The sequence below is a fragment of the Corynebacterium camporealensis genome, from assembly GCF_000980815.1.
Lineage (GTDB): Bacteria > Actinomycetota > Actinomycetes > Mycobacteriales > Mycobacteriaceae > Corynebacterium > Corynebacterium camporealense.
Genome location: NZ_CP011311.1, coordinates 1,254,208 through 1,271,400, shown reverse-complemented (window position 1 = coordinate 1,271,400; position 17,193 = coordinate 1,254,208). Strand labels below are relative to the sequence as shown.

At 59.0% G+C, this 17,193-nt stretch carries 15 protein-coding genes; 14 read left to right on the top strand and 1 reads right to left on the bottom strand.

Annotation, left to right across the window (positions count from 1 at the left end; genetic code table 11):
• Nucleotides 1–3 precede the first annotated feature (3 nt).
• From arc to UL81_RS05870, 11 genes are all read left to right on the top strand, one after another.
• The gene (gene arc, locus UL81_RS05920) at nucleotides 4–1,545 is read left to right on the top strand and encodes a proteasome ATPase (protein WP_046453382.1); all 1,542 of its coding nucleotides are present in this window, start codon (nucleotides 4–6) and stop codon (nucleotides 1,543–1,545) included.
• Entirely contained in the window at nucleotides 1,530–3,047 is a 1,518-nt protein-coding gene (dop, locus tag UL81_RS05915; RefSeq protein WP_035104636.1) for a depupylase/deamidase Dop, read from the top strand. Before arc ends, dop begins: the two co-directional genes overlap by 16 nt.
• Nucleotides 3,048–3,080: 33 nt before the next feature.
• On the top strand, nucleotides 3,081–3,272 hold the full coding sequence (locus UL81_RS05910; RefSeq protein WP_035104634.1) for a ubiquitin-like protein Pup: 192 nt from the start codon (nucleotides 3,081–3,083) through the stop codon (nucleotides 3,270–3,272).
• A 38-nt stretch (nucleotides 3,273–3,310) separates the two neighbouring features.
• Nucleotides 3,311–4,702, top strand: a complete 1,392-nt coding sequence (gene pafA / locus UL81_RS05905; protein WP_046453675.1) for a Pup--protein ligase — start codon at nucleotides 3,311–3,313, stop codon at nucleotides 4,700–4,702.
• Nucleotides 4,703–4,761: 59 nt separating this feature from the next.
• The gene (locus UL81_RS05900) at nucleotides 4,762–5,715 is read left to right on the top strand and encodes a helix-turn-helix transcriptional regulator (protein ID WP_046453381.1); all 954 of its coding nucleotides are present in this window, start codon (nucleotides 4,762–4,764) and stop codon (nucleotides 5,713–5,715) included.
• Between the two features lie 3 nt (nucleotides 5,716–5,718).
• Nucleotides 5,719–6,726, top strand: a complete 1,008-nt coding sequence (locus tag UL81_RS05895) for a helix-turn-helix transcriptional regulator (RefSeq protein WP_035104633.1) — start codon at nucleotides 5,719–5,721, stop codon at nucleotides 6,724–6,726.
• 128 nt (nucleotides 6,727–6,854) lie between these two features.
• Nucleotides 6,855–7,136: a Sec-independent protein translocase subunit TatA gene (gene tatA, locus UL81_RS05890; RefSeq protein ID WP_035104632.1), complete on the top strand. Its 282-nt coding sequence runs from the start codon at nucleotides 6,855–6,857 to the stop codon at nucleotides 7,134–7,136.
• A gap of 119 nt (nucleotides 7,137–7,255) precedes the next feature.
• Nucleotides 7,256–8,359, top strand: coding sequence for a twin-arginine translocase subunit TatC (tatC, locus tag UL81_RS05885; RefSeq protein WP_236684449.1), 1,104 nt, complete (start codon nucleotides 7,256–7,258; stop codon nucleotides 8,357–8,359).
• Between the two features lie 21 nt (nucleotides 8,360–8,380).
• A complete protein-coding gene (locus tag UL81_RS05880) occupies nucleotides 8,381–11,182 on the top strand; it encodes a DEAD/DEAH box helicase (protein WP_046453380.1) in 2,802 nt (933 codons plus the stop codon).
• A 15-nt stretch (nucleotides 11,183–11,197) separates the two neighbouring features.
• Complete coding sequence (locus UL81_RS05875; protein ID WP_035104630.1) at nucleotides 11,198–12,322, top strand: M24 family metallopeptidase; 1,125 nt, start codon at nucleotides 11,198–11,200, stop codon at nucleotides 12,320–12,322.
• Entirely contained in the window at nucleotides 12,322–13,062 is a 741-nt protein-coding gene (locus UL81_RS05870; RefSeq protein WP_035104628.1) for an SDR family oxidoreductase, read from the top strand. The genes UL81_RS05875 and UL81_RS05870 overlap by 1 nt, the downstream gene beginning before the upstream one ends.
• 28 nt (nucleotides 13,063–13,090) lie before the next feature.
• Here the strand turns inward: UL81_RS05870 and UL81_RS05865 are convergent, their stop codons facing one another.
• Complete coding sequence (locus tag UL81_RS05865) at nucleotides 13,091–13,894, bottom strand: hypothetical protein (protein WP_052097693.1); 804 nt, start codon at nucleotides 13,892–13,894, stop codon at nucleotides 13,091–13,093.
• A gap of 71 nt (nucleotides 13,895–13,965) precedes the next feature.
• On the opposite strand from UL81_RS05865, the gene UL81_RS05860 reads away from it, so the two are divergent.
• From UL81_RS05860 to UL81_RS05850, 3 genes are read left to right on the top strand one after another with little or no spacing between them, the layout of a single operon-like run.
• Complete coding sequence (locus UL81_RS05860) at nucleotides 13,966–14,640, top strand: FxsA family protein (RefSeq protein ID WP_046453674.1); 675 nt, start codon at nucleotides 13,966–13,968, stop codon at nucleotides 14,638–14,640.
• Entirely contained in the window at nucleotides 14,621–16,162 is a 1,542-nt protein-coding gene (gene lnt, locus UL81_RS05855; protein WP_035104626.1) for an apolipoprotein N-acyltransferase, read from the top strand. The genes UL81_RS05860 and lnt overlap by 20 nt, the downstream gene beginning before the upstream one ends.
• 16 nt (nucleotides 16,163–16,178) lie before the next feature.
• A complete protein-coding gene (locus UL81_RS05850) occupies nucleotides 16,179–17,075 on the top strand; it encodes a polyprenol monophosphomannose synthase (RefSeq protein ID WP_035104624.1) in 897 nt (298 codons plus the stop codon).
• Nucleotides 17,076–17,193 lie beyond the last annotated feature (118 nt).

The window sequence follows — 17,193 nt, the reverse complement described above, 5'->3', positions numbered from 1 at the left end:
GATATGAACGACGTCACGCAACTGCGGCGACAAGTCACGCAGCTTGCCGAGCGCAACACTAAGTTGGCCGCGCTTTTGCAGGAATCCCGCGACAAGCTGCAGCAACTTTTCGCCGAAGTAAAGCAACTTGCCGAACCCGCCTCCACCTATGGAGTCTTCCTAGGCTATGCCGCTGAGAAGTCCGACGGCGTGGAACACGTTGAGGTCTACACCAATGGCCGTCGCATGCGGCTGAAGGTCTCACCCCAGCTAGAACCGGGCAGCCTCCAGGTAGGCCAGCTCGTTCGCTTAGGCGATGGCTTCGTCGTGGTGGAAGGCTGCGATTTCGAACCCACCGGCACCGTGATGATGCTGCTAGAGCGCATCGACGACGACCGTGGTCTGGTCACCAATAACTCCGGCGAAGAGCAGGTCGTTGTGCTGTCCCAGCTGGTACGTGAGCATGTTCGCGCGGGCGATAACTTACTGGTCGATGCCAAAGCTGGCATTGCCCTAGAGCGCGTCGTCAAGGCAGAAGTCGCACAGCTGTCCTTGGAAGAAGTCCCGGACGTTACCTTCGAAGACATCGGCGGTCTAAGCGCCCAGATTTCCCAGATCCGCGACTCAGTCGAGCTGCCTTTCTTGCACCCGGACCTGTATCGATCTTATGACTTGGCCCCGCCGAAAGGTGTGCTGCTCTATGGCCCGCCGGGTTGCGGCAAGACTTTAATTGCGAAGGCCGTGGCGAATTCCTTGTCCGAGCGTATGGATAGTGCCGCACCGAGCTACTTCATCAACGTCAAAGGCCCGGAGCTACTCAATAAGTACGTCGGTGAAACCGAGCGCCGCATCCGCTTAATCTTCGAGCGCGCCCGCGAGCTCGCTGCCAAGAGCGCAGATCGCCCGGTCATCATCTTCTTCGATGAGATGGAATCCATCTTCCGCACCCGCGGTTCCGGTATTTCTTCCGATATGGAGACTACCGTCGTTCCGCAGCTGCTTACTGAGCTTGACGGCGTGGAGAACCTGCGCAACGTCATCGTTATTGGTGCAACCAACCGCGAAGAACTCATCGACCCGGCAATCATGCGCCCGGGCCGCCTGGACATCAAGATTCGCATCAACCGCCCGAACCAGCAGGGCGCACGCGAAATCTTTGCCCGGCACCTAGGCGAAAGCGTACCGCACGCAGGCGAACTGCAGGATCTTATCGACAAGGCCGTCGACGAACTATATTCCGAGCGGCCCTTTGTGCGCCTGCACTACAACAACGGTGAGGCGAAAACGCTGTTCTACCGGGACTTTGTCTCCGGTGCGATGATTGCCAACATCATTGCCCGTGCCAAGAAAATGGCAATCAAGGAATCCCTCAACGGCGCCAGTGAAGGTATAAGCATTGCCCACTTACAGCAAGCAATTGCGGCTGAACAAGCAGAATCCGAGCACATTCCAACCGCGGCTAATCCGGAGGAATGGACCAAGATTGTCGCAGGCTCCCAGGCAGGAGCCGCAGTGGAGCAAGTAGAGCTTTTAGGTTATAGGAGTACAACATGGCACGCGTCCTAGGAACTGAGACCGAATACGGCATTGCCACGCCGACTTATCCGGCGGCCTCACCGATTGTGACCTCCACGCATGCTGTGGTGGCTTACGCTGCGCTGCATACCGGGGCGCGCTCCCGCTGGGACTTCGCTGAAGAACACCCGCTGCGTGATACCCGCGGCTTCGACTTGAAGCGCTACCAAACCGTCCCGGTCGTGGACCCGAACGCCATCGGCGTGGCCAATCTGGTCACCGCCAACGGCGCACGTTTTTATGTCGATCACGCGCACCCGGAGTACTCCAGCCCGGAGTGCACCAACGCCTGGGACGCCATGCTTTACGATGCCGCCGGTGACATCATTCTCAAACGCGCCGTTGATGCGGTTGCTCAGCTCACCGAGCAGGACACCTCCGTACTGGCCAACCACGAGCCTTGCCCGCCGCTGAAGATCTACAAAAACAACGTCGACGGCAAGGGCGCGTCCTACGGTTCCCATGAGAACTATCAGTACAGTCGCGAGACCAACTTCGACGACATCGCAGCTGGCCTGATTCCTTTCTTCGTCGCCCGCCAGGTGCTTATCGGTGCCGGTCGCGTGGGCAGGGGAGCAGACGGTTCCGAACCGGGCTTCCAGATTTCCCAGCGCGCCGACTACATCGAGCAGGAAATCTCGCTGGAGACCACCCTGAACCGCGGCATCATTAACACCCGCGACGAACCGCACGCGCCGGCCGAAGACTACGGACGCCTGCACGTCATCATTGGCGACGCCAACATGTCGCAGGTCTCCAACCTGCTCAAACTGGGTGTTACCTCGCTGGTCTTGGATGCCATCGAGGATGGCGTGGATTTCAGCGACCTCAAGCTCGACGATGCCGTCGCGGAAGTCGCCAAGGTCAGCTACGACCTGGAACTAACCCACCAGCTCACGCTGCGCGATGGCCGCAAGCTCACCGCTCTGGAATTGCTTGCCGAGTATCGCCAGCGCGTGACCGCCAAGACCGCCGAGGAGGAAAAGGTCCTTAAGGTCTGGGATGAGGTCACCGCAGCGCTTGCCGATGGTCCCTTGGCAGCCGCACACTTGCTGGATTGGGCTGCGAAGTATCAGCTGTACAAGGCTTATACCAGCCGCGGTGTGGCTGAAGATGATCCAAAGCTGGCTCTGATTGACCTGCAGTACACCGACATCGATCCGAATAAGTCGCTGTATCACGCCCTAGTCCGCAAGGGCCGGATGCGCACGCTTGTCGATGCCGCAGACATCGAACGCGCAGCCGACCAACCACCGGTCGATACCCGCGCGTACTTCCGTGGTCGCGTGAGCGAACGCTTTGCCGATGACCTCATCTCGGTCAGCTGGCAGTCGCTGACGTTTAAGACCGAGCAGGGAAGTGCCACTATCCACCTCGATGACACCCTCGGCTTTACCCGGGACAAAGTCGGGCAGGCCGTGGAGGAAGCAACGGATGGCAAGGACTTGCTTGACCGGCTGTCCCAACTCGGTATTCAGCCCGAGTATCGTTGATCGAAGCATCCTAATTTAAGGAAGGATAACCTCATGTCTGCGAAGCAAAACCAAGTCAGCGGAGGCAACGGAGATAACTCCGGCGAGGACACTGGCGAGTTTGCCGCTGGCCAGGTCAGCATCAACTCTGCTGGTACCGACGACCTGCTCGATGAAATCGACGGCCTGCTAGAAAGTAACGCCGAAGAGTTCGTGCGCTCCTACGTGCAGAAGGGCGGACAGTGATCTCCACTGAGTCGCAGCCTGTCTTTACCCGCCGCATCATGGGTATTGAGACCGAATACGGTCTCAGCTCCACGGGCTTGCCTGCCGAACGCGCACTGAGCCCCGATGAGGTCGCACGCGTTCTCTTTCGTCCCATCGTGGAGGAGTACTCGTCGTCGAACATTTTTAGCGAAAACGCTTCGCGTCTGTACCTCGATGTTGGCTCCCACCCGGAAATTGCTACTGCAGAATGCGATAGCTTAAGCCAGCTGTTGGCTTATGAGCGGGCAGGCGATGTGATCGTCGATAAGCTCGGCCAACAGGCCGAAGAAACCCTGCGCGAACAGGGCAAAGCTCAGGCAGTCTACCTGTTTAAAAACAACGTGGACTCCGTTGGCAACTCCTATGGTTGCCACGAGAATTACCTCATTAGCCGGCACATGGTGCTCAAAGACTTGGGCAAGGCGCTGCTGCCTTTCTTGATTACCCGGCAGCTTATCTGCGGTGCCGGCATGATTGCCCCGGCCAAGGGCGATAAGCCCGCACAGTTCGTGCTTTCCCAACGCGCTGACCAGGTGTGGGAAGGCGTGTCCTCGGCAACCACCCGTTCACGGCCGATCATCAACACCCGCGACGAACCGCACGGTGATTCCAAGCGCTTCCGCCGCATGCACGTCATCGTTGGCGATTCGAATATGGCTGAGCCCACCTTTGCGCTCAAGGTCGGTTCCACCCAGCTGGTCCTGGAGATGCTGGAAGCTGGTTTCCCGATGCCGGAGATCGACATCGTTGACCCGATTAAGGAAATCCGCAACATCGCCCGCGATATCACCGGTCAAACTGAACTTCCCCTGACAGAGGGCGGTTCCATGACAGCGCTGGAAGTTCAACGCCGAATCTATGAGGCCGCAGCTCAGTGGCTGGAGCAGCGCGAAGAAGACGGTACGGGCACCTCCAATGCGGAAATGGAGCGCGTGCTGGACTTGTGGGCGCGTACCCTCGACGGCATCGCTAAGCAGGATTTCTCCGGCATCGACCGCGAAATCGACTGGGTGATTAAGCGCAGCCTCTTTGAGCGCTACCGCGATCGCCTGGGCGGGGACTGGGGTCACCCGAAGCTGGCGCAGCTCGACTTGGCCTACCACGACATCCGACCAGGGCGCGGGCTTTACGATGTCTTGCTTAGCAAGAGCATGATCGCCCGCTGGATTGATGATGAGCAGATTGCCGCTGCTATGCACACCCCACCAGCGACGACTCGTGCAGCGATGCGTGGTGAGTTTTTGCGCACTGCACGCGAGCTTGGTGCCAATGTCACCGTCGACTGGACGCGCATGAAGGTCAACCGTCCGGACCCGCATTCTGCGGAGTTTGGTGATCCGTTTGCTACCTCTGATGAGCGTTGCCAAGAATTGCTCGACTACATGCACGAGCATCGCCCACAGGGATAGGTCAGCATCTATAATTTTGCTGAGTATCTGTATATCGATGGCCCAGTAAAGGAGCACGCATGGCCGCTGATGCCGCGATTGAGAGGCTGACGAACCTAGCCTTCGCCTTGCAGGGCGCAGCCCATGGCCCGGGCAGTCCCGATCGCAGCGCCGCGTGGATTCGCACCCACGTGGAGGGTTATCAAAACCGCAGTGATGAAGCTTTTCTGAAGCAGATTCACCGCGATGTCGCCACACTGCAGCGTGCCGGTGTGCCGATTGCGCAACGCTCTGATGAGAACGGCTCAGTTTTCCGCCTCGACCCGGAGCAATACCAACTACCCGAGGTGGACTTCACCCCGGAAGAAGCCATGGTCTTAGGCGTTGCCGGTGGCATTGGTACCCCGGGAGGGTTGAGTGAGTACTCGTTGTCCGGGTGGACCAAGATTGCCGCGGGTGGCGCCTCCCGCGACTTGGCTGGTGCTCCGGCCTATACAGCGATTAATGACTTAACGCAGCTGGAACCGCGCACGGCTACGGCTATTCTGACAGCGGTGCGCAATCGCCTACGTATCCGCTTTGATTACCGGCCAGCACCGGGCAGCGATCCACAGCGCCGCACGATGGATCCCTGGGGCCTGGTCAACCACAACTCAAGGGTGTATTTGGTCGGTTACGACATCGATAGAAAAGCACCGCGTTCTTTCCGCATGCGCAATGTCAGCCAGGTCAATCGGTCTCGCTCGGAGGCGGAGTTCTTAGAGTCCACCGCGCCCCTGAATACCTTGGTGGAACAGACTTTAGAGCGCGGCGAACGCGTGGATGCTGTCGTGCGTATTCCTGAACACAGCGCGTGGGAGCTACGCGAAGTAGGCACAGTAAACGCAGAAGGCAATGTGGAATTACACCAGGTCGATCGGGACTGGTTGGTCCGCACCGTTGCCGGTTATGCACCGGAGGTCGAACTGTTAGAACCTGCCGACTTGCGCGACGACATCGCGGCCCTGCTCCAGCGTTCAATGAGGAGGTCTTAAGCCATGGCTGAAGGTAGCAACAAGCTGCACGCGCTGGTGCGCTCGCTAAATCTCTTGCCTTACTTCCGCAATCATCCTGGCACCAGCCCGATGGAAGCAGCGACCGACCTGGGCATGACGCCGGAAGAACTGCGCGATAGTATCAACCGCCTGTTTTGTTCTGGTGTTGGTCGCAACACCGAGGACCTCATCGACTTGTCTTTTAGCTACCGCGATGGCGTGGAAATCTACAACGACCAAGGTCTTAACCAGGCTTTGCGTCTGACTCCCACTGAGGCCGGCGCGCTGCTGTTGACCCTGGAGTCACTCGAGGACATGCCAGGACTCATCGATACCACCGCCGTTCATTCCGCAGCAGCCAAGCTGCGCGCGATTATGGACGATAAGACCGCAGCCATTTACGACTCGCTGTCCCAAGGCGAGCAGGCCGACACCGTAAATGGTGTTGCCGGTTCGGGGCAGCACGAAGAATCAGCCACGCAGAAGTTGCTGGCGCAGGCAGTGGAACAACGCCGTCGCGTAGAGTTCGATTACTGGAGTGCCTCCCGTAATGCGGAAAGCCATCGCATGGTGGATCCAGCCCGCATCTTCATTGTGGAAGACGAGCCCTATCTGGTGGCGTGGGACGATGAGGTCTCCGATCACCGCCGTTTCCGCATCGACCGCATGCGCAACGTGGAAATGCGCGAGGACAAAGCGCAGCCACGGCTGCGCCAGCTGCAGTTTGATGCCAATGACCCCTTCGGTTTGGGGAAGGGCCAACGCGTGCAACTAGAGATTCACCCAGAATTCATGTGGCTGGCTAACGTCTACAACATTGAGTTGGGAGAAACCCTCGACAATGGCTGTGTAGCTGCGGAAATGCCCATTGGATCTGAAGAGTGGTTTATTCGCTTTGCGTTAAGCCAGGCCGATCGCCTGCGCGTAGTGGGGCCGGAATCATTAGTTAACGCCGTTGCGGATAGGGGTGCTCGTGGCTATGAGCGCTATACTCGGGAAGACCGTTTATAACCGTTTACCCTAAGTGCAGTACGGTTGTGCTTGTGGCCTTGTAGGCCAGGTCGTGGGCTTTATTCCGCGCCTGACTATGGGTAGAGTGCAGCACATAGTAGAGCACCGACTAGAAAGAGGAGCCCTCCATGCCGGGACCTTGGGAAATCGCCATCATTCTGCTGATCATCGTCTTGCTCTTCGGCGCGCGTAAGCTGCCTGAGCTGGCACGTTCGGTCGGCCGTTCCATGCGTATTTTCAAGTCTGAGGTCAAGGAAATGGGCAACGACGATCAGCAGTCCGCCCAGCAGCCTCAGCAGGGACAAATTACGCAGGGCAACCAGAAGCAGTCCGACGAGGAATTCTGGAACAGCCCGGATATGCAGCCGCGCACCAATCAGCAGCAGCCGGGTAACAACCCGCAGCAGTAAGCGTCAGGGGAGTTCTACTCCCTTGATTTCACGTGCACAATCCTGACCGATTACCCGGTTGGGACTAGTCGTGTTTATGACTAGATGTGTTTGAAAAGGTGTGAAGGAAACATCCGCTCATGAGCAACGCACAGGCAGGAAAGCCCGCACGCCGCGGGCGTAAGCCGCAGCGCGCCAAAAGGCCCAGCGTGTGGCAGAAGATCCAGGCTAAGCGTCGGTCGAAGGCGAATCCGACCGGTGAGATGACTCTGGTCGAGCACCTGCAAGAGCTGCGTCGTCGCGTGATGATTTCTTTGGCCGCAGTCATTGTGGCCTCCATCGTGGGCTTTATTTGGTACCAATGGGCACCGTTTGGCATACCACCACTCGGTGAGATCCTGCGCGGGCCGTACTGTGAACTGCCTGCGGAAAAGCGTGCGATGTTCTCTCCAGACGGGGAGTGTCGCCTCCTGGCAGTCTCGCCATTTGAGATGCTCATGCTGCGTTTGAAGGTCGGTGGCTTGGCCGGCGTTGTTCTCTCCTCACCAATCTGGCTGTACCAGATGTGGGCCTTTATCGTGCCTGGTCTGCACAAGAACGAAAAGCGCGCCACCTTCGCTTTCGTGACCCTGGCAGTCACCCTGTTCGTATCCGGTGCAGTTCTGGCCTACGTCATCCTGTCTGTCGGCCTGGAATTCCTGATGTCGATGGGTGATGAGTTCCAGACCACCGCCTTGACTGGTGAACGCTACTTCACGTTCTTGTTGCAATTGCTGGTGATCTTCGGTGTCAGCTTTGAAATTCCGCTGGTGATCATCATGCTGAACATCGCCGGCATCTTGGAATACGAAGCGGTCAAGGACAAGCGCCGCATCATCATCGTCGTCATCTCTATCTTCGCCGCACTGATGACTCCGGGCCAGGATCCTTTCTCCATGGTCGCCCTGGGTTCGGCGATTACGTTGCTGGTGGAGCTGGCCTTCCAGTTCTGCCGTATCAACGACAAGCGCCAAAAGCGCAGCCGCCCGGACTGGATGGAATTGGACGATGAATCCGCCTCCGGCATTGATAGCGCTCAACCGGTTGGTGCACCAACCCCCGTGGGTAGCAGCACTCCCGTCAATAGCTCACCAGTACAGCCACCGGCGCCTAGCCCGCGTCCGCAGTCGGCACCGCCGGCACAGCCGCAACAGCAGACCCCGCCGCCTGCTGCGGGCACGAGCTACTTCGACGACGTGCTCTAAGAGCAGGTAGTCTGGCACATTATGACCCAGACGCATGTGGAGGAATTTACAAGCTCCCTACCGTACGAACTCGATGACTTTCAGCTGCAAGGCTGCCGCGCCGTGGAAGACGACCACGGCGTTTTGGTCTGTGCACCTACTGGTGCCGGTAAGACTGTTGTCGGTGAGTTCGCGGTATCGCTTGCACTATCGCGCGGCACGAAGTGTTTTTACACCACGCCGATTAAAGCGCTGAGCAATCAGAAGTACCACGACCTCGTCGCCGCACACGGTGAGGATGCCGTAGGTCTACTCACCGGTGATGTCTCCATCAATGGCGATGCTGAAATCGTCGTAATGACCACTGAGGTCTTGCGCAACATGATCTACGCCGAATCCCCGGCACTCGATCGTCTCAGCCACGTTGTCATGGACGAAATCCACTTCCTGGCCGATGCCTCTCGTGGTGCGGTGTGGGAAGAAGTCATCCTCAATCTGGATGAGCACGTCTCCATCATTGGCCTGTCTGCCACTGTGTCGAACTCGGAGGAGTTCGGTGATTGGCTCAGCACCGTGCGTGGCGACACCAAGGTGATTTTAACCAACCATCGTCCGGTTCCGTTGGACCAGTGGATGATGATCGGCCGCAATGTCTACCCGCTCTTTGAGCCGAATTCAGGCGGCCAGGTCAATACTGAGCTAGTTCGCCGCATTCACCGCATCGAAAGTGGCCAGCACGACAATGACCGCGCCGATTACTCTTCCGGCAAGGGATTCCGCTCCCGTGCGCGTCACAAGGGAGGTGACCGCGGCAAGGGTGGTCGCTCAGGTGCGGAGCGTCAACAGGACCGCTACCGTCCTTTAGGTCGTCCGGAAACACTGAAGTCCCTGCAAGGGATGAATATGCTGCCGGCGATTACGTTTATCTTCTCCCGCGCGGGCTGCGACGGTGCGTTGTATCAGTGCCTGCGCAGCCGCATGGTGCTCACCGACAAAGATGAGCAAGCACAAATCAAAGAAATCATCGACGCAGGTGTAGAAGGCATTCCGGAAGAAGACCTCAAGGTGCTCGACTTCCGTCGTTGGCGCGAGGCACTGTCCCGTGGCTTTGCCGCTCACCACGCAGGCATGCTGCCGGCCTTCCGCCACATCGTCGAAGACCTTTTCGTACGCGGACTCGTTCGCGCAGTCTTTGCGACGGAAACCCTGGCACTGGGCATCAACATGCCAGCGCGCACAGTCATCCTGGAAAAGCTGGTGAAGTTCAACGGCGAGGCACATGTGGACCTCACCCCGGGCCAGTACACGCAGCTGACCGGTCGTGCCGGTCGCCGTGGCATCGATACCATCGGCAACGCCGTTGTTCAGTGGTCACCTGCCATGGACCCACACGCCGTGGCAGGGCTTGCGTCCACTCGTACCTACCCGCTGATTTCCACCTTTGAGCCTGGCTACAACATGGCCATTAACCTGCTCGGCATGCTGGGCTTCGATGACTCGCTGCGTCTGCTGGAGAAGTCTTTTGCCCAATATCAGGCAGACGGCTCGGTCGTGCAAGAAACCCGCGAGATCGAGCGCGCTGAGCACCGTGTTCGCGAGCTGCAACAGCAGATGCAAGACGCCGTGGATTCGCTGTCGCCACCTGCAGAAGATGGCAGCGATGCAGCGGCGGAGTTGATGGACTACATTCACCTGCGCCGGGAGCTGAACCAGGCAGAAAAGACCGCGAAGGCAGAAGCTGTTACCCAGCGCAGCAAGGAAGTCGCAGCAGTGCTGGCACGGTTGCAGCTTGGTGATGTCATCGCGATTGCTAGCAAGAAAAAGCCCATCTTGGCAGTGGTCAATACCCCGGCTAATCAGACTGCCGACCCGCGTCCGTGGGTGACCACTGAATCCGGCTGGTCCGGTCGCATCGATGCGCAAGGCATTAACAACCCACCAATTCTGGTGGGGCATATGCGCCTGCCACGCCAGGTGCAGAAGAACCCGCGGCGCAACACCAAGTTCGTCCAGGACAACTTCCGACGCAATCGCTATGACCGTCCGAAGAAGATGAAGGTCAATCCGCGTCAGAAGCCGAACCAGAAGGTCAAGAAGCTGCGCCGCGCCATGTACGAACATCCCGTGCATTCTTGGCCAGCAACCGACCGCGAGCAGTTGGCCGGTATTGCGAACAAGTTGGCCCGTCGTGAAGCAGAGCTCAAGCGCCTGAACAAGAAGGTCGAGCGCGCCACCGACACGCTGGGCACCACTTTCGAGCACATCGTCGCGTTGCTGGAAGAGATGAACTACGTCGAGTTCGAAGGGTACGGCGAAGACCGCACACCTGTGATCACCGAAGAAGGCGAGCGCCTGTCCAAGATTCACAACGAATCTGACCTTTTGGTTGCGCAATGCCTGAAGCGCGGTATCTGGGATGGTCTGGATCCAGCGGAACTTGCCGGTGTGGTTTCTACTTGCACTTTCGAAAACCGCAAGGCAACCGGGGGATCGCCAGAAGCCGCTACTGATCGCATGGCTGCGGCCATGGACGATACCTGGCGTATTTACACCGAACTCATCGCCGATGAGAAGCGCCACCGCCTGCCGATTACTCGCGAACCGGAAGGTGGATTCGCCCTGGCGATCCATCAGTGGGCTGCCGGCGCACCGCTGGGTTACTGCATGGGTGCAGCCGCTGAGTCTGGCGCGGAGCTCACCCCAGGTGACTTCGTTCGCTGGTGCCGCCAGGTCATCGACCTGCTCCAGCAGGTGGCGAAGACCGGTTACAACCCGGAAACCTGCGCGAATGCCCGGCGCGCCATCGATGCCATCCAACGCGGTGTCGTCGCGATTGGCGCGTAACCTAAGATTGAGTGCATGAGTAACAATGCACCATTTTCCGCAGAAGTTTATTCCGCGCGTGTGCAGCGTGCACAGCAGCTGCTTAACGATGCCGACGTCAGCGTCGCTGTGCTCGGCACCGGAGCGGACTTTGCGTATCTGACCGGCTCGTGGATTTCCTCCCACGAGCGGCTCACCGCGCTGCTGGTCACCCCGGAAGCAGCGCATGTCATCGCACCAGCAACCGACATTCTGGAGCTGGAATCCAGCCCCGTGGCCGAGATGGACATCGAAGTCCACGGCTGGCAGGACGGTGATAATCCTTATCAGCTCATGACCGAAGTGCTGGGTAAGAAGCCACAGAAGTTCGCTTTGGGCGCAAGCCTGACTGCCGACCACGTCCTGCGGATGCTGGATGAGTGGGCAGGCGCAGAATTCCTGGCAGCCCCAGAGGTCTTGGGCACTTTGCTCTATGCCAAGGACGACAAGGAGATCGAGCAGCTGCGTCTGGCTGGCCAAGCCATCGACCGCGTGCACGCTGCTGTTCCAGAACTGCTGCGCGCTGGCCGCACTGAGGCTGAGGTCGCTGCAGAACTCACCGAACTCATCCTGCGCGAGCATGACTCCGTGGACTTCGTCATCGTTGGTTCTGGCCCGAATGGCGCCAACCCACACCATGACTATTCCGACCGCGTGATGGAGGAAGGCGAACCAGTCGTCGTGGACATCGGAGGCACCCTGCCTTCTGGCTACCACTCCGATTGCACCCGCACCTACGTGGTTGGCGGTGACATCACCAAGGCACCAGAAGACTTCCAGAAGGCCTACGAGGTGCTGGAAGCTGCACAGCGCGCCGGCCGCGAAGCATCCCACAAGGGCTTTACCGCCGCCAAAGTTGATGCCGCAGTGCGTGAGCCTATCGCTGAAGCTGGCTGGGGTGAGTACTACGTCCACCGCACCGGTCATGGCATTGGCTTGTCGACGCATGAGGAGCCATTCATCATGGCAGGCAACGACCTAGACATCGAACCGGGCATGGCCTTTTCTATCGAGCCGGGTATCTATCTCACCGGCCAGTGGGGCATGCGCCTAGAGGACATCGTTGTTGCTGGCGAAACCGAGTGTGAAAGCCTCAACAACGGCCCTCGCGAGGTGCGCTAATGCTAGGCGCTGTGCTCATCCTCGGCGGCCGCAGCGACATCGGCGGCGATATCGCTCGTCGCCTCGCCCCTGGCCGCCCAGTGGTGCTGGCCGCACGCGGTACCGACGGGATGGAGGATCGCCGTGCTGAGCTCCTGCAAGCCGGTGCCACCGCGGTACATCTGGTCGATTTTGATGCTGCCGATGTCTCCACTCACCGTGACATCGTGCACCAGGCAGAAGAACTTGCCGGCGAAATCACGACCGCTGTCGTGGCCTTCGGCATCCTGGGTGACCAGGATCGCGCGGAGCAAGATGAGAAACACGCCTTCGACATCGCGCTGATCGATTACGCCGCGCAGGTCTCCATGCTGACTGTGCTCGCCGATCACATGGTGCGCGGCCACATCGTCGCGTTCTCGTCGATTGCTGGTTGGCGCGCTCGCCGCGCGAACTATGTCTATGGCTCCACGAAGGCTGGTCTCGACGCGTTCTGCCAAGGCCTGGCTGACCGTTTGCAGGGCGGACCACTGGCTCTCATCACAGCGCGTCCCGGCTTCGTCATCGGTTCGATGACCAAGGGCATGAAACCTGCACCGCTGTCAGTGCGTCCTCGCGCTGTTGGTGAAGCAGTCGTCGAAGCCATGGACTCAGGCAAGCATCCACGCAGTAAGACCCTGTGGATCCCGCGCAGCCTGCGCCTGCTGGCCTACGTCATGAAAATCGTGCCACGTCCTATCTGGCGGCACATGCCGCGCTAGTGCGCAGCACTAGCGCGGGTTTCGGGCTCTAGAGCAGTGGGGAGTTGACGTCGAAGATAAATCCGCGTGGTGCGAGCACGCGCAGGACGACGTCAGCATCCCCGTCGGCAATGTCGTGGAAGATAACGCCTTGCCACGGGGTGACCGTGATATCGACTTCGAGACGGCCAATAAGCTCAGCGAAGTCAGCAGGCAGGATGCCACGGTGCAGACCTGCGCCCAGGTCCACACGCCCTGCTGGCAGGTGATCAGCAAGCCAGCCAATCGGCGGGTTCTGTACAGCAGCTGATTCACCGTTTGCCGCCTCTTCGGCATTGTCGGAGTCGGTCTTTTCCGACTCTTCGTCGATGGCTTCGCGGAGTGCTTCCACGGCAGCGTCGTCGCTTAAGTCAGCAGACTGGGCTTGACCGTGGATATGCAGCTGCGCGCCTGTATCGCCAAGCAGCAAAGCGATATCCGGGTGCTGGGCAAGGATGTCGCCGTCGCCAGCATCAATGCCGATGCGGAAGGGGAGAGCACTCTCCGCCGCACTCCACTGGCTAGCCAGCGTGCGCGCTAGCTGTCGCGCATGGGTGGACAGTGGGGAAGCCAGAATTGGAGTTGGTGCGCTGAGCAGTGGGGCATCGTCAAGAGCGTCGGCTGCATCCTCAGGTGAGTGCACACCGTGCAGCTCAATGGCACCGTGGGCCGCCAGGTAGACGTTGCCGTCGGCATGCGTGCGCGCGGCATGGGAAAGCGCTAACCAATCGGCGCTTTCGGTGGCACCACCTGCGGGGAAAAGACGCAGGGTGGAACCAGAATCAGCGCGGTGCAGAAAGTGCTTGTGAGTCATGGCCAACGATTCTACCGCCGTAGGCGACGCCATCCTTACATTCCCTTCCTTGTTGGGTACGCTGGGTGATTATGCCACTACTGCTGTTTTTCGCCTACGTCTTCCTAGAAACACTTGCCTTTTTCGCCCTGGCCCAATGGATTGGCCTGGGATGGACTCTGGCATTGCTGTTTGGCGCCATGCTCTTCGGTATGGCCATTGCTAGCTTCGAGGTACGCCGCATCATGAATAGCCGCGTTACCCAGGGCAAAGACGGCGTGTACTACATGGAAACTGCCGGTGCCGGTAAGGCTGCGGGCAACATCGGCCTCACCTTGGCCGGTGGCGTCATGCTGTCGGTTCCTGGTCTCGTGACCACGGTGCTGGGCGCACTGCTGATTTTCCCGCCAACTCGTGCGGTATTCCGCGTGCTGCTCACCGCATCGCTGTTCCGCAAGGTCGAGCAGTTCGGCACCCGTATGTACGAGCAGTCACCGATGGGCCAGCACACCGAAAGCTACGGCAACTTCGGCCCGGCCATGGGGCAGCAGCACCCCGCTTCCGGACAGTCCGGTACCTACCAGCAGGATTCCCCGGAAGTCATCGATGAAGCAGAGTTTGAATCCGAGTTAGACGAGTGGTCGAAGAACCTGCGCCCTGAGGATTTCAATGACAGCGGACGCACCACCGATAGCACAGACAACGCAGACAACACGGGCAAGACCGACAACCCAGGCGATTCCGACAATGGCGGGGACAAGAAGTAGGGTCGTGTTCTTTCTTCGCTTGATTCTTGCCGCCATCTCCGGCGGCATTACTTTTTTGGCTGTCCAGCCCATCGGCTTCTGGCCGGCGGGCATCGTTGGCGTGGGCTTGCTCTTTGCGGTCTTAAGTCCCTTCGGTGCTTCCACGCGTGGAAGCGCTGCGCTCAGGAAAAGGGAAGGGGCCGCCTATGGCTTTGTCCATGGGTTGGTGCTCTACCTGCTCATGTTGCCGTGGATTGGTGAGCTCGTCGGTGCGTTTCCGTATATTGCGCTCGCGTTTAGCTTGTCGCTCTATGCCATCTTGACCGGTATCGGTGGCGTACTGATTGCGCGATTGCGCTATGGGTTTATTCTCTTCCCGTTCTTTTACCTCGCAGTCGAGTTGCTGCGATCTTCTGCTCCGTTTGGCGGCTTTTCTTGGGTACGCCTGGCGTGGGGACAGATTGATGGACCACTGGCAAACCTGGCACCCTGGGGTGGTCCTGCGCTGATTACTGTGGCCACCGTCGCGATGGGCTGTGGTCTCGTAGGCCTTGCTTCGCCGACGTGGCGTCTGCGGGGCACAGCTGTGGGCATGATTGTGCTGCCGTTGGTGTTGGGCCTGGTGGCAAGTACTGGCATCAACAATGACAAGCACACCACCGACACAGTGCGGGTGGCAGCCATTCAAGGCAACGTGCCTCGTCTGGGCTTAGACTTTGCCGCACAGCGTCGGGCAGTACTGGAAAACCACGTCAATGTCACTAAGGAAGCTGCCGACAAGTACCCGGATCTTGACCTGGTGTTCTGGCCGGAAAATTCTTCCGATGTGAATCCCTTTGAAGATCCACTAGCGGGCCACCTGATTCAGGAAGCAGTCGATGCTGTCGATGCACCGCTGATGGTGGGCACGCTGACCCGCGATGCGATGGGCTCGCGTAACACTATGCAGGTGTTTTATCCCGGTGGTGAGGTAGGCGAGCACCACCACAAGAAGTACTTGCAGCCTTTCGGTGAAACGATGCCGATGCGTGAGTTCTTCTCCATCTTCTCCGAATACGTTGACCGTGCTGGTGACTTCAAACCAGGTAACGGTCCAGGCGTCGTCGATATGGGTGGGGTAGCCGTCGGTGTGGCGACCTGTTACGAAGTCTCTTTCGATGCGGCGTTCCGCGACTCCATCAAGAACGGTGCGCAGATTCTTGCCACACCAACCAACAACGCGACCTTCGGTTTTTCCGATATGACCTATCAGCAGCTGGCGATGAGCCGCCTGCGCGCCATGGAAACTGACCGTGCCGTCGTCGTTCCGGCCACCTCAGGTGTGTCGGCGATTGTGCATCCTGATGGCTCAGTTAGCCAGACAACCGAGATTTTCGAGCCCGGAATTCTGGTCGAAGACCTGCCTTTGCGCGACAACACGACCTTCGCAGTGAGGTTTGGTTCCCTCGTGCAATGGGTGATGGTTATTATTGGATTAGTTTCCGTGCTTATTGCTGTGCGCACATCGCGAAGCACTACACGATCCACCCAAGGCACCACCTAAAGGAGCTTGTCCGACTGTGACCGCTATTGATTCTTCCACCCTGGTCATCATCCCGACCTACAACGAAATCGAGAACCTGCCGCTGATTACCGGTCGCGTGCGGGAAGCTACTCCTGAGGTCGACATCCTGATCGTCGACGACAACTCGCCAGACGGTACGGGTGACGCCGCCGACGAGCTGGCCGCTAAGGATGAGCACCTGCATGTCCTGCACCGTGAGGGCAAGGGTGGACTGCTCGGCGCCTACATCGCTGGTTTTAAGTGGGGCCTGGAGCGCGACTACGAAGTCCTGTGCGAGATGGACGCCGACGGCTCGCATGCCCCAGAGCAGCTGCACCTGCTGCTCGAAGAAATCGAAGACGGCGCTGACCTGGTCATTGGTTCCCGCTACGTACCAGGTGGCGAGACCGTCAACTGGCCGGCCTCGCGTGAGTACCTGTCTCGCCTGGGCAATGTCTACATCTCCCTGGCACTGGGTGCTGGCCTGTCCGACATGACCGCAGGCTACCGCGCATTCCGCCGCGAACTGCTGGAATCCATCGACTTCGATGAGCTTTCCGATGCCGGATACATCTTCCAGGTGGACCTGGCCTTCCGTGCTGTCAAGGACGGCTACGACGTCCGCGAGGTTCCGATTACCTTCACTGAGCGCACCTACGGCGAATCCAAGCTGGACGGCTCCTTCGTTAAGGACTCTCTGTTTGAGGTCACCAAGTGGGGCGTTGCCCACCGTGCTAAGCAGGCCAGCGACTTCGCTGAAGACGTCAGCGCCCTGGTCACCCGCCAGGCACGCACCCTGGGTCTAGACGAAAAGATCAACAAGGGTGCTAAGGAAGCCGGCCAGGTATTCGAAGACGTAAAGAACCTGGTCACCAAGCAGATCAAGGTGCTTAAGGACTCCAAGAAGAAGTAGTAGGAAGGCTTTACAGCCTTCCTACGGGGAAGGTCTTACTACCGGGCGTTGACAAGTTCAACGCCCATGACAAACGCCGCCGGCGAAGCCCTGAAAATCAGGGTGATTCGCACGGCGG